Annotated in this window: 10 protein-coding genes; 7 read left to right on the forward strand and 3 right to left on the reverse strand. The window is 66.9% G+C overall.

Annotated elements, in window-relative coordinates; translation table 11 throughout:
• Positions 1-31: 31 nt before the first annotated feature.
• The 3 genes from U0177_RS05765 to U0177_RS05775 all read right to left on the reverse strand — a co-directional run bounded on the left by U0177_RS05765 (position 32) and on the right by U0177_RS05775 (position 5,416).
• A complete protein-coding gene (locus tag U0177_RS05765; RefSeq protein ID WP_409569646.1) occupies positions 32-2,161 on the reverse strand; it encodes a DUF5060 domain-containing protein in 2,130 nt (709 codons plus the stop codon).
• A gap of 28 nt (positions 2,162-2,189) precedes the next feature.
• On the reverse strand, positions 2,190-3,239 hold the full coding sequence (locus tag U0177_RS05770; protein WP_409569647.1) for a LacI family DNA-binding transcriptional regulator: 1,050 nt from the start codon (positions 3,237-3,239) through the stop codon (positions 2,190-2,192).
• 365 nt (positions 3,240-3,604) lie between these two features.
• Entirely contained in the window at positions 3,605-5,416 is a 1,812-nt protein-coding gene (locus U0177_RS05775) for a M14 family metallopeptidase (RefSeq protein ID WP_409569648.1), read from the reverse strand.
• A gap of 608 nt (positions 5,417-6,024) precedes the next feature.
• On the opposite strand from U0177_RS05775, the gene U0177_RS05780 reads away from it, so the two are divergent.
• The 7 genes from U0177_RS05780 to deoC all read left to right on the forward strand — a co-directional run bounded on the left by U0177_RS05780 (position 6,025) and on the right by deoC (position 13,479).
• Entirely contained in the window at positions 6,025-6,771 is a 747-nt protein-coding gene (locus U0177_RS05780) for a gamma-glutamyl-gamma-aminobutyrate hydrolase family protein (RefSeq protein WP_409569649.1), read from the forward strand.
• Between the two features lie 224 nt (positions 6,772-6,995).
• Positions 6,996-8,768, forward strand: coding sequence for a c-type cytochrome (locus U0177_RS05785; RefSeq protein WP_409569650.1), 1,773 nt, complete (start codon positions 6,996-6,998; stop codon positions 8,766-8,768).
• A 458-nt stretch (positions 8,769-9,226) separates the two neighbouring features.
• Entirely contained in the window at positions 9,227-10,054 is an 828-nt protein-coding gene (locus U0177_RS05790) for a 6-carboxytetrahydropterin synthase (protein ID WP_409569651.1), read from the forward strand.
• 87 nt (positions 10,055-10,141) lie between these two features.
• Positions 10,142-10,828 (forward strand): GTP cyclohydrolase I FolE, encoded by a 687-nt coding sequence (gene folE / locus U0177_RS05795; protein WP_409569652.1) that lies wholly within the window; start codon positions 10,142-10,144, stop codon positions 10,826-10,828.
• Positions 10,829-11,205: 377 nt separating this feature from the next.
• Entirely contained in the window at positions 11,206-11,916 is a 711-nt protein-coding gene (locus tag U0177_RS05800; RefSeq protein ID WP_409569653.1) for an SDR family oxidoreductase, read from the forward strand.
• Positions 11,917-12,074: 158 nt separating this feature from the next.
• Positions 12,075-12,398: a Rieske (2Fe-2S) protein gene (locus tag U0177_RS05805; RefSeq protein ID WP_409569654.1), complete on the forward strand. Its 324-nt coding sequence runs from the start codon at positions 12,075-12,077 to the stop codon at positions 12,396-12,398.
• Between the two features lie 76 nt (positions 12,399-12,474).
• Entirely contained in the window at positions 12,475-13,479 is a 1,005-nt protein-coding gene (deoC, locus tag U0177_RS05810) for a deoxyribose-phosphate aldolase (protein WP_409569655.1), read from the forward strand.
• Positions 13,480-13,681: the final 202 nt, after the last annotated feature.

The following is a 13,681-nucleotide window of genomic DNA, read 5'->3' on the forward strand; positions in this document are numbered from 1 at the left end:
CGTCCCTTCGTGGTTTTTGAAAGCACCGGCCCTAGGCCGGTTTGATCTTGAACGCCAGGTCGCGCGTGAACACCGGGAACTTCAATGTCGCGCCGCCAGCCGCTACCGCGAGCGGCGTGGTACCGATCGGCGTGCCCGCGGCCGTGTCCCACCACTCGACGGTGTAGGCGCCGGGGTTCAGGCCGCTAAGCTGCCATGTCGCGCCCTCGACCGGCGGGAAGCTTGGCTCGAAGCTGGTGAGCTTGCGCTTTTCGGCCATGGCCTTGCTCAGCTCGCGCGCGTATGCGCCACGCAGCGCGTCGTAGGTGGCGGCGTTGCTGCGCACCCAGCCGAGCATCCGGTCGGGCGCGGCCAGCAGCAGCATGGCCGCCGGCGCGCCCTCGATGCGCGGCCGGCGCGGCTTGTAGCCGGCCGCCGCCGGGTCTTCCCCGGCGAAAAATGCCGCCGGCCCCTTGAACAGCGGGTACAGGTCGTTCGGGTCGATGTAGTTGTCCCACCACCAGCTCATGCCGGTGCCGGCGCCTTTGCTCATCAGCCCGGCCCACAGGCCGTTGTGCACGTGCACGCCCTGCCGGTCGATCGTGGCGTCGGCGCCGTCCGCGCCGGTGCCGAACTCGCCAAACAGCGCCGGCTGGCCCAGCGCCAGCATCTCGGCGGTGCCGCGCGCGAAGGTGTCGGCCGGGTCGGCCGGGTTGTAGCTGTGGCGCTGGGTGATGTCGATCTCGGTCATGCCGAACACCGCCTCGTCGCCGCTGCTGGCGTAGCTGGTGGTGCGCAGGTGGCCGTACGGGTCGAACTGTGCGAGCGCGCCGGTCATCTCTTTGATCCATGCCTGCTGCGTCGCGCTGGCGCTGAGCGGCGTCCAGTCGACCTCGTTCCACCACTCCCAGGCCAGCAGGTTCGGGCTGTAGCCCCAGCGCGCGGCGATGTAGCGCAGGCGGCGCTTGAACAGCTCGCGCGCCTGCGGGCTGGTGGCGAAATCTTCCGGCCGGGCGCAGGGCCCGCCGTTGGCGGCGCTGTAGGGGTTGCCCTGCCACTCGGGGTTCACGCCGGTGTTGAACGCGCCGTGGTTCAGCAGCGTGAGCATAATGTAGATATCGCTCTCGGCCGCAAGGTCGAACACGCGGTCGAGCTGCCATGCGCGATCGAGCCGCTTGGTGTAGTCGCCCAGGCCGGTGTCGCTCCACTCGATGCCGAAGGCCCAGCTGGCCATCCAGACGCGCGCGAAGTTGGCGCCCTGCGCGTGCATCCTGCCGAACCAGCGCTCGTAGTCGCGGGTGCCGCCGTCGCCATACCAGCCGACATTCTGGCCGATCGCGACGTAGGGCGCGCCGTCGTCGAAGGCGAAGTACGCCGGGTCGCGCTGGTCGACGCGCACAAAGCCGTGGCGGCGCGCGGGCGTGACGCTGAAGCTGGCGGGCTGGCTCTGCGCCTGGCCGGCCGGTGTCTTCACGCGCGCCGTGACGCTCCAGCTGCCCTCGCGCGGCGGCGTGAAGCGTACCTTCCACGTCGGCCGGCCCTGTGGTGTCAGCGCCTCTTTGCCGTCGGCCAGCGCGCTGCTGAAGTTCTGCCAGAAGAAGCCCGGCACGCTGATCTGCTGGCCGCCCGGGCCGCTGAAGCTGGCCTGCACGTCGATCTGGGCCGGGTCGAACGGGTTCTGGTACTCGGCGATCAGGTCGAGCGTTAGCTCGAGCTTCTCGTAGCGCGGCAGCGACACGCTGCTCAGGTGCAGCGCGGGTATGGCTGGCGGGGCGCCGGCCAGGCCGGCCGGGCGGCCGGCGGAGGGGCAGCTCTCGCCAGGCGGGCACAGCGGCGCGGGCGGGGCCGGGCAGGCAGTGCCACCCGCGCACGGCGGCGCCGGGGCCTGGCCCGGCGCGGGCGGGCATGCCGGGCCGCTGGCGCACGCCGTGGGCAGCACCACGGTCGGTGGGCAGCTAGCCCCAGCCGTGCACGGCGGCGGCGGCGCAGGCGGGCAGTTCGTGCCGGCGGGGCAGGGCGGGCTCGGCACGCCGGAAGGGCAGGCCGCGCCACTGGCGCACAGCGCGGGCGGCGTCGCGGGGCATGCCGGGCCGCCCGCGCACGGCGTAGGCGGCATGCCCGGGATCGCCGCGCAGCCGGCCAGCCGCCCAATCACCGCCAGAATCCCGACGATTCGCTTCATGCCTTGCCTCAAGATCATCGCTCGGCGGCTACCCACTCCCCGCGCTCGCCAGGGCCGCGAGCGCGCGCACCGACTGGCGCTCGATCAGCGTTGGGCGCAGCATCAGCGTCACGCCGCCGGCGGCCGGCTGCTCGGCGCGGTTGGTCAGCAGCTGCACGGCCATCCGGCCCATGCTGATCTTGTCGATCTGCATGGTGGTGAGCGGCGGCTGCACGTGCGCCGCAAGCTCGATATCGTCGAAGCCGACGATCGACAGATCCTCGGGCACGCGCAGCCCCAGCTCGTGCGCCGCCTGCGTCACGGCTACGGCCATGTAGTCGTTCGTGCAGAACATCGCGCTGACCTGCGGCGCGCGCCGCAGCAGCGCCTGGGTCGAAACGATCGCCTCGCTCTGGTTAAAGTGGCAGTCGGCGAAATACTGCTCGGCCAGGCCATGGTCCGCCAGCGCCTGGGCATAGCCGCGCCGGCGCTCTGCGATGCTGGGGTAGGCGCGCGGCAGGCTGCCGGCCAGGCCGATGTGCTGGTGGCCGCTGCGGATGAGGTAGCTCACAGCCTGGTAGGCGCCGCGAAAATTATCGGAGACAACCGAGTCGTAGCTGTTGTCGGCGGCGTACGAATCCACCAGCACGGTGGGGATGGCGCGGCGCTGCATCAGGTGGGCGATCGTCGCGCCGACAAACGCGCCGACCAGCAGCAGTCCGTCGAGGTCGTCTTCCATGAGCAGGCGCGGCAGCTCTTGCGGGTAGTTATCCTCGTCCACCGGCACGGTGGCGTAGAGCATATTGATCTGCTGGCGGCGGCAGCTGGCCTCGATGCCGGCCAGCACCGGCGCGTAGAAGGGGTTGCTCTGGGGCGGGTCGTCGGCGCGCGACTTGATCAGCACGCCGATCTGCTGCAGCGCCGGCGGCATCAGCAGCTCGGCTGGCTTGCGCTGGTAGCCCAGCTGGCGCGCCGCGCTCAGCACGCGCCGGCGCGTCTCCTGGTGAATGCCGGGCTTGTCGCGCAGCACCAGCGACACCGTGGCCAGCGATACACCGCTCGCGCGCGCGATTGTTTCAAGCGTCACCCGCTGCGCCATGACGTGATCCTTCGCGTCGAATGCGGCTCCTTTGCCGGCTATAGACCCAGATGCGTGAGTGATTGTTACTATAGTCGGGTGCCGGCAGCGAGTCAATATTAAAATTTTAGATTTCTGTGAGAATTTTAGAGGCTCTCTCTTGCCTAATCTTTTTCGTTTTGGTATGCCCTGCCCGGTAATGCCCGGCAGGGCATACCAAAACGAAAAGTCGGGGGCGGCGTCTCCGCCCCCGAGCCCCCCCAGCGTAAAGCAGCTGAGCAGCCGAAATTGGTTAGGCCGCGGCTGCAACCCAGCTGAAATACCGGCGTTTAGAGCGATGAAATTGCTCCAAACGCCAGTGTTTCTTGCAGCGCGTTACTGGCGCGCTACGGCTGGTAGCGCACCTGCACCGCCACGCGGTCGAGCGAAAAATCGCGCGAGGTGTTGCTTGCGACGTTCGTGAGGCGCACTTGAAAGTTCGTGTTGCTGAAGTCGCCGCTGCTCCAGCTGCGCCCCCAGGTGTCGCCGGCCCCGCCCACGCTGTAGGAGCCTTCGCTGGTGGCCAGGGTGCCGGTTGATTTGGCCGCCGTCCAGCTCGCGCCGCCATCCCACGAGAGCTCGACGCAGATCTTCGGCGCGCCGGTGGTGCTGTCGGCCTTGGCGTTCAGCCGCACCTCGATGCCGCTGATCGTCGTGCCGCCGGGGATGCTGAAGCCATAGCTCGAGAAGCGGTGCTTGTCTTTGCCGGTATTGGTGCACGCAGTGTTGGTGTTGCTGCCGCTGTTGGTGTCTACTGCGTACAGCCCGTCGTCGGCGTAGGCGTTGCCCGGCGTTCCCTCGAAGCCGTTGTTGTCGCCCGCGCCGCTGGCGACGGCGGCGTTGGCGGTTGGCGCGCGCAGGCCGGTGCTGCTGCCCTGGCAGTACTGCACGGTTTTGCCGATCACGCTGTATGGGCAGGCCGCCTGCCCGAGCAGGTACAGGATGGCGCTGCGGTTGCGGGCCGTCTCGGCCGGTATGACTTCGTCGGGCGGGTAGAAGCCGGGGTTCGAGGTCTTCGGGTACATCTCGAAGGTGTAGTTCAGGATGCGGTAAGTGCCGTACAGCCAGTCGTTGATCGAGCCGTCGGTGATGTACAGGTCGCTGGCCTGCTCGGGGGTGTAGCCATTGGTGGCGGCCATTGCCTGGCCCATCGCCGCCAGCACGTCGCGGTCGTCCTGGGTCATGTCGGCCGGCACGTCGGTGACGGTGTAGCCGTATGGCCAGAGGATCAGCTCCTGGTAGGTGTGGAAGTCGATCGCGACGGTGATCTGCTGCTTGCCGTTCACCACGCGGCTATTGACAAAATCGCGCACGCGCGCTGTCTCCGGCGCCGAGAAGCCCGACGGGCCACGGTATGTTTCGCTGCTCGTCGTACCGCTGCTGCCGCCACAGCAGCCCCAGCGGTAATCCCAGTTGCGGTTCAGGTCGGTGCCGGTGTAGGCCGAGCCGGTGTTCGGCTGGCGGTTTTTGCGCCACGAGCGGTAGCTGCCGGTGGCAATGTCGTACTCGCCGCCGTCCGGGTTCATGTCGAAGACGATCCAGATCTCGCGGCTGTCGACCAGGCTGGTGATCTGCGGGTCGACGCCGTACTCGTCGGTGAGCGTGCGCAGGGTGTACAGCGCCTGCTCGACGGTGAGGTGCTCGCGGGCGTGCTGGTGGTGGGTGAAGAGCACCTCGGGCTCGTCTTCGTCGATGCCGACATTGTCGGAGATTTTGCCGGCCCAGATCGTACGGCCCTCGTACGAGGTGCCCAGGCTGAACAGGTCGAAGATCGCCGGGTGATCGATCTCGGCCTGCTGGATCTCGGCCACCATCTCGGCGTAGTCGTGGTAGTTCGAGTCGGCCGTCGGGAAGGCCAGAGTCGTCGCCTCGTCCGGCGTCGGCGCCGAGATATCCAGGCCGAGGCGCTTGATCGCCCGCTGCTCGCGCGCGGTGGCCTCGACCAGCACGTAATCGTGGCCGACTTCGAGGATCAGCGCGCCGGTCGCCGCTATCGCCGAGCGCGTCTGCACGTCGAATACATTGCGTACGATCAAGACGGGCGTCGGGTCTTCCGGAACCAGCGGGGCTGCGGCGGCGGAAGCTACTGTCATCGCCAGTACAGCCAGCAGTGTGGCCACGGCTACGGTTATGCGCGGCCAGGGGGTGCGTCGCTTCATCACGTGTCTCCCTCCTTGTGCTACCCATCGCGGCGCGTTGATCCCGCAGTGATCCTGCTTTCAGTTCGGGTCGGCGCATCACCTCCTCTTGGGCGCCGGGCAGCGCCTGTGGCGATCGAGCAGGCTCCCAATAACAGGGCTTACGCGGTCGCCTGCGATATCGGCTCCTTCTGCTTGCGGCAGCATGGTGCTGAGAAGGTGGCGCAAAGCGCCAAAATCTCAGCACCATAACCTGAAAAAATACCGCTCTGCCGAAGGCAAAAACGCGCACCGTAAATCGTGTCAATAACGCGATTTACGTGGTGGGGGTTAGGGGGCGGCTTTGCCGCCCCCGAAAACTTCCGCCGTGGCCGCGACCGGCCAAAAAGAGATGATTTTGGAGGGCTTGCGCCCTCCAAGCCTCCCACGCGGGAGGACACTACGTAACTCGTGTCAATAAAGCTATATGAGCTGGGAGACTTGGTTTCGATGTATCATAGCCGCAAACCAGCGCGTTGTATAGTGCGAAAACAGCGCCGCTCTGCCTTCTGGCGCGCGTGCAATTGGCTATGGTATTATGCACGCGTGGGCCTGCTCGCCCAATTGCCCGCCGACGCAGAAGGAACAACATGAGTACGCAAGCCAAGCCGCGCCCAGTCATCGGCATCCCGTGTAGCAGCTACCCCGACTCGTGGTTTACCCCGGCCAATGGCAACGCCGTCAGCTACCTGCGCGTGGTTGAGGCCGTCGGCGGCATTCCCGCGCTGATCCACCAGACGCGCGACGCCGAGGTGCTGGCGGCGCACTACGCCCGCTGCGACGCGCTGCTGCTCGCCGGCGGCGAGGATGTCGGCCCGGCGCACTACGGCGCCGCGCCGCACCCGCGCCTTGGCCCAACCAACCCGCTGCAAGACGAGAACGAGATCGCGCTGGTGCGCCGGGCGCTGGCCGACGCCAAGCCGGTGCTGGCGATCTGCCGCGGCGTGCAGCTGCTGAACGTGGCGCTCGGCGGCTCGCTGATCCAGGATCTGCCCAGCGAGCGCCCCGACGGCCTTAACCATAGCCGCTCGACCGACCAGCGCGATATGAGCTTTCTGGCCCACCCGGTCGCGCTCGCCGAAGACTCGTGGCTGGCCGAGCGGCTGGGCGCGCGCGAGCTGCTGGTGAATTCGCTGCACCACCAGGCGATCGAGCGGCTCGCCGCAGGGCTGCGCGTGGTCGGCCGCGCGCCCGACGGCGTGATCGAGGCGGTTGAAGGCACCGGGCCAGGCTTTGTGCTGGGCGTGCAGTGCCACCCCGAAGAGCTCTGGGAGCGCGCCGACCCGCGCTGGGCCGGCGTGTTCGCGGCGTTCGTGGCGCTGGCGGCCAAAGCATAAAAGGTTGCAGGTTTACATATTTATGGCTTACGCAGTTGCATTGTTCGGCTCCCTCAATCGGGCGCTTTTGCCTGCGGCAGCAAGGAACTGCGCGATCTCTGTGTGGTTTTCCCACGCGACGCGTGGGAAAACCACACACAATTAAGACAGTACCGCTCTGCCGAAGGCTGAGCACGCCATCTGCATGAGTTCCAAGCCTATCAGGCAAGCTCGAAGAGGATCCTATGCGTTCGTGGCATATTTTCGCGATTGTCGCCGTGCTGATCGTTGGAGTCGCCGTGGGCGGCTGGCTGCTGAGCCGCGGCGCCCCCGAGCTGACAACCGGCACCGCGCAGACGATCCGCTCGGGCGAGCTGAACGTGACGCTGCGCGTCGACCAGCAGTCGCTCGGCGACCGGGTGATCGAGGTGAGCGTGAAGGACACGGCCGGCCAGCCCGTCAGTGTCGGCGAGCTGCGGCTGCGCTTCGCCATGCTCGATATGAACATGGGCATCAGCGAGGTGGTGGCCCAGCCGGCCGCCACCGGGCGCTTCCAGGCGCGCGGCCAGTTCTTCACCATGGCCGGCAATTGGTCGGTCGACGCGGTGATCGCGCAGACGCCGCAGAATCTCGTGGTGGTGCCGTTCACGCTGGCGATCAGCGCGCCGGGCGAGGCTAGCGGCCCGCTCAACCCGCTGCCAAACGACGCTGCCACGATCCTGGCCGGCCAGAAGCTGTACCTGGCGAACTGCGTGCCATGCCACGGCGCCAGCGGCAAGGGCGATGGCCCGGCCGGAACCGGGCTCAACCCGCGGCCCGGCGATTTCACCCAGCATATGGTGACAGGCAAGCACACCGATGGCCAGACGTTTCTGTGGATCAAGAACGGCTTCCCGAACTCGGCTATGCCTGCGTGGGGCCAGCGCTTCACCGACGATGAGATCTGGCAGCTGGTGCGCTACCTCCGCACGTTCGGCCAGCCGGCCGCCGCGCCGGCCGCCGGGCAGACTGGGCAGAACGGCCAGACCGACCAGAGCAACGCCCAGCCGCCGCAGGGCAATGTGCAAAATGTGCAAGAGCCGCTGCCGCCAATTATTTTCGCTCGCCGTGGCAATATCTGGCGCAGCGATGGCAGCGGCGCCGCGCCTACCCAGCTTACGCGCCTGCCCGACGGCGATTACGCCGAGTACCCCAGCTTCTCGCCCGACGGCGGCCGGATCGCGTTTGTGGCGATCTCGCCGGCGCCCGTCACCGCTACCCTGCCGCTGCCTACCTCGGCGCTGTATGTGATGAACGCCGACGGCAGCGCTTTGAAGCCGGTCTGGAAGCCGGCCGAGGGCTTGCTCAGCGTGTTCACCTGGCTGCCCGACGGCCAGTCGATACTGGTGGCGGCCAATGGCGTGCCGCTTGACAACGCCGGCGCCAGCCCGGATCGGCAGCTGGCGGTCGTGAAGCTCGACCTGGCGAGCGGCGCGGCCACGCCGCTGCTGAACGACGCGCTCGACCCGGCGATCTCGCGTGATGGCAAGCAGCTCGCGTTTCTCAAGCTCAGCGCCGACGGCTACACAATGTCGCTCAATCTGTCGGCCATCGACGGCAGCGGCGCGCGCGAGCTGATCAAGGGCGACCAGTTCCAGGGCTTCTACGCGCCGCGCTTCACCCCCGACGGCCAGCATATCATCGTGGCGGCGATCGGTGGCCCCGAGACCGACGACCAGGGCAACCCGAAAAAGGCCGAGCTGCCCGCGCCGCTTGGCCGGCTGCTGGCCATGCTCGCGCCCGCCACCGCCGAGGCCCATGGCCTGCCCTGGGATCTGTGGGAGGTCAAGACCGACGGCAGCGGGCTGCGCCGGCTCACGCGCTTCTACGAGGACCTGCCGATGATCGCGTTTTCGCCCGACGGCACCCAGGCGGCGATCATGGGCCTTGGCGGCATTTATCGCGCCAACCCCGACGCCGGCAACCTGCGGCGCGTCGACCTGCAGGGCGACCACGGCGGCCTGGATTGGGCGCGGTAAGGACGGGCATTATTGAGGCGGAATGGGCGTAGTGGCGGCATGTCGCCGTCCGTGCATTATGGTGCCTCGGTGGCTTGGCGTTCGTCGGGTGGCTGATGTATTTACTTCAAGGAGATTACACGTCCTACTCATTTCGGGGGCGGCGAAGCCGCCCCCGAACCCCCACATAAAGGCGGCATCGCAGGGGTGTAACATTTAGCCGCCAGCCAAGACTATACACAGAGCTAGGATGGCGTGAGGGCGCGGCCTTCACGCCTTAGTTATTTTGCGCGGCATACTACTTGATAGGGCTACAGCAATGTCGTGCAGGTGGCCGCCGCGCCGGAGGCTCGGCACCCATTCGACAGCCTGGCGCTACGATTGCGCCGTCCACTTGTGTAGATCAATCGCGCACTTGCTTCCGTATACTCGGTACAATGCGCCGCAGGTTCGCGCAGGTTCGAGAAAGAGGCACGGGTATGGTTTTCGCGACACGACGGTTCGAGTTTTCGGCGGCGCACCGCTACTGGCGCGACGAATGGAGCCAGGCCGAGAACGAGCGGGTTTTTGGCAAATGCACCAGCCCATTCGGCCACGGGCATAATTACACCCTTGATGTTACCATCGGTGGCCTTCCCGACGCCATCACGGGCATGATCATGAATATGACCGACCTGAAGGCGCTCGTGGGCGATGTCCTCGACGGCTTCGACCACAAGCACCTCAACGAGGACACCCCGTATTTCACGCAGCTCATCCCCACCACCGAAAATATTGTGCGCGTGCTCTGGCGCCTGATCGCCCCGCGCCTGCCCGCGGGTGTGGCGCTGGCGCGGCTGCGCCTCTACGAGATGCACGACCTGTGGGCCGACTACGACGGCGCCGACGAGGCCGCGTTCAGCCGCTCGTATGTCTTCTCGGCCGCGCATCGCCTCCACAGCCCGCAGCTCTCCGACGCCGAAAACCAGGCGATCTACGGCAAGTGCAACAACCCGAACGGCCACGGCCACAACTACACGCTCGAGGTGCGCGTCGGCGGCACGGTCGACGCCGCCACCGGCATGGTGATCGACATGCTGCAGCTTGATCGCACCGTGCGCGCGCTGCTCGATACCCTCGACCACAAACACCTCGACCGCGAGGTCGCCGGCTTTGCCGAGCGCACCTCGACCGCCGAGCACCTTGTGGTGTACCTGTGGGACGCGCTGGCGCCACGGCTGGAGGGCCGCCTGCGGCACCTGACGCTGTGGGAGACGAAGAAGAATGTGTTTGAGTACGAGGGCGCGGCATCGCTCGCGCACGTCTAGCCGCGATACGAGACGAAACCACCGGGAGACACACGGCGCGAGCATTGCGCCCTTGCGTACGTTTCCCACACAAACCTGGAGCACGCAATGAGCACACACGGACATACGCCCGGCACTGGGCACGCGGCATTCGCGCTGGAGCCCGCCGAGTACGGCGAGCTGGTGCTGCCCGGCCAGGGCAAGCTCGAAGGCATGACCTTCCGCAGCAACGAGCAGATCGAAGCCGCCGTCGGCGCGATCCTGCGCAACATCGGCGAGAACCCGGAGCGCGAGGGGCTGCAGCGCACGCCGAGCCGGGTGGCTAAGATGTACGCCGAGCTGACGGCGGGCTACCGCGTCGACCCGGTGGCGCTGATCAACGACGCGATCTTCACGGTCGACTACGACGAGATGGTGATGGTGAAGGATATCGACTTCTACAGCATGTGCGAGCATCACATGCTGCCGTTCATGGGGCGGGTGCACGTGGGCTACATCCCGAACGGCACGGTGCTGGGGCTCTCAAAGATCCCGCGGATCGTGGAGATGTTCGCGCGGCGGCTGCAGGTGCAGGAGCGACTGACGGTGGAGATCGCCGATTTCATCAACGCGGCGCTGCGGCCGCAGGGGGTGGCGGTGGTGGCGGAGGGGGTGCATATGTGCTCGGTGATGCGGGGGGTGAAGAAGGCGAACGCCAAGATGATCACCTCGGCGATGCGGGGGATCTTCCGCAGCGACGCGCGCACGCGCGCCGAGTTTATGAGCCACGTCGACCGCTCCCACGACCATGATTGATTGACACAAGTTACGGGTGGGGTTTCGGGGGCGGCGAAGCCGCCCCCGAAACCTTCCTTTTGGCCAGTCGCGGCCAAAAGAGATGATTTTTGTATTGGGCAAATACACCCTGCACGGTGGGGGTACGGGGGCGGCGAAGCCGCCCGCAGAAATCTTGGTTATGGTGCGGCGCGGCTTCGCCGCGCCGCACCATAACCAATGTGCAGCATGTGCTTGCCCAGCACAAAAAGAGATGATTTTGGAGGGCTTGCGCCCTCCAAGCCTCCCACGCGGGAGGACACGGCGTACTTCTGTATGCGATTGTTCCGCGCGGAGCGCGAAAAAACCGCATACAATACACGAGGATAGAACCGCATAGCATTGGGTAGAAAAGGCGTATGGAAGATCAAAAGCGTGTGATCGTGGTGATCGGCGCGTCGCGCGGGATCGGGCGCGCGGCGGCGCTGGCGCTGGCCGCGCCGGGCGCGCACCTGGTGCTGGCCGCGCGCGATGCCGCCGCGCTCGGCGAGGTGGCCGCCGCGTCGCGCGAGCGCGGTGCCGAGGCCAGCACGGTGCCCTGCGACGCAACCGCCGAGCCGCACGTGCGCCGCATGATCGAGTCGGCGGCTAGTATCAGCGGCCGGGTCGACGTGCTTGTGAACAGCGCGGGCGGCGCGACGGTGGCCCCGCTGGCTGAGCTGACGCTGGCGGACTGGGAGCGCTCGCTGCGTGTTGGCCTGACGGCGGTATTTCTGGCGTGCAAGCACGCCGCGCCGCACATGCAGCCCGGCAGCCTGATCGTAAATGTCGCGTCGGTGGCCGCGCGCCAGGCGTTCCCGGGCTGGTCGGCATACGTGGCGGCAAAGCACGGCATGCTGGGCTTCTCGTCGGCGATTCGCGAGGAGCTGCGGCCGCGCGGCGTGCGCGTGAGCGTGGTGCTGCCGGCCGCAACCGATACCGCGCTGTGGGACAGCGTGCCCGGCGAGTGGAACCGCGCCAACATGCTGCAGCCCGACGACGTGGGCCGCGCGATTGCGCAGCTGGTGGCCCAGCCGGCCTACGCCACGGTTGAGGAGCTGACGATTGGCCACGTGGCGGGGCGGCTGTAGCGCGCGCTCGCCCTTTTCTTTTATACGCTGTTCGCTTGATCACGTATAGATTGTGTTGTGCAACACAATAAGAAATTTGGGGGCGGCGAAGCCGCCCCCAAACCCCACCAAAGTGTCAGTCATCAAGCGAATTTGGTTTTAGACCGGCGCGTAAAACTATGCAAGAATCAACCCGCGTCGCGGCGCTCGCCGACATCCCGCCCGGCGCCATGCGCTATGCCGAGGTCGACGGGCTGCCGATCGCGCTGGCGAATGTCGGCGGCACTATCTATGCGTTCAGCGACGCCTGCCGCCACGAGGGCGGGCCGCTCTCGGCCGGCGCGCTGATCGGCGACACGGTGACATGCCCGTGGCACGGGTGGACCTACAGCGTGCGCACCGGAAAGGCGATCGTCCCGCCGGTCGGCATTCGCATCGCGACGTACCGCGCGTATGTCGAAAACGGCGATGTGTTTGTCGAGATCGACTGGCCGGATGCGTAATACCACATCACCCCACCAACCTTCCAGCCCGCGCCGGCTATGCTATAATCCCGCGCATACGAGCGAGGAAACAGCTATGGCACATGTCTCGACGAACGAGCAAAAGAATGGGCGCGCGGCGCCGGCGCCCGCAGCACACGCCGAGCGCAACCCCGGCTGCGCCTTTGATCGCGGCTGGGTCGACGAGATCCGTATCAACCGCAGCGCCGTCGAGCGCCGCGCCGCCACGCTGCCGGGCCGGCGCACGGTGAAGCAGCATTGGCAGGCCGCATGGCTGCTGCGCGCGGTCGAATGCATGGATCTGACCACCCTCGCCGGCGACGATACGCCCGGCACGGTGCGGCGGCTGTGCGGCAAGGCCCGCCAGCCCGTGCGCGCCGACATCCTCGAGGCGCTCGGCGTGCCACACGTGCGCGTTGGCGCGGTGTGCGTGTACCACGCCTTTGTCGCTACCGCCGCCGACGCGCTGCGCGGCTCGGGCATCCCGGTCGCGGCGGTATCTACCGGCTTCCCGGCCGGCCAAACGCCGTTCGACCTGAAGCTGCGCGAGATCGCCGCGTCGGTGGCCGACGGCGCGGCCGAGATCGATATTGTGATCTCGCGCCAGCACGCGCTAAACGGCGACTGGCAGGCGCTCTACGACGAGGTGCGCGCCTTTCGGGCAGCCTGCGGCGACGCGCACATGAAGACGATCCTCGCCACCGGCGAGCTTGGCACGCTGCGCACCGTCGCCCAGGCCAGCGTGGTGTGCATGATGGCCGGCGCCGACTTCATTAAAACCTCGACCGGCAAGGAAACCGCCAATGCGACGCTGCCGGTGAGCCTGGTGATGGCGCGCGCCATCCGCGAGTATGGCGAGCGCACCGGCTACAAGATCGGCTTCAAGCCTGCCGGCGGCATCCGCACCGCCAAGCAATCGCTCGACTGGCTGACGCTGATGAAGGAGGAGCTGGGCGACGAGTGGCTGCGGCCCGAGCTGTTCCGCATCGGCGCCAGCTCGCTGCTGGGCGATATCGAGCGCCAGCTCGAGCATTTCGTCACCGGCCAGTACTCCGCCAGCTTCCGCCACCCTATGGCGTAGCACCAAAGAAAGAGGCGTTCTTGACCTTGGCCTCGGACGAACGACAAAGGACGAAGGACGAAAGCGGGGTTGTCCTCGGTTCTTGATCTGTGGCCTCGGACGAATGACAAAGGACGAAGGACGAAGGACGAAAGGGGGGGTGTTCTTGGTCTTTGGTCTTTCGTCTTTGGTCTTTGGTCTTTCGTCTTTGGTTCTTGGTCTT

Origin of the sequence: Kouleothrix sp. (assembly GCF_046328425.1) — a bacterium.
Classification (GTDB): Bacteria; Chloroflexota; Chloroflexia; order Chloroflexales; family Roseiflexaceae; genus Kouleothrix.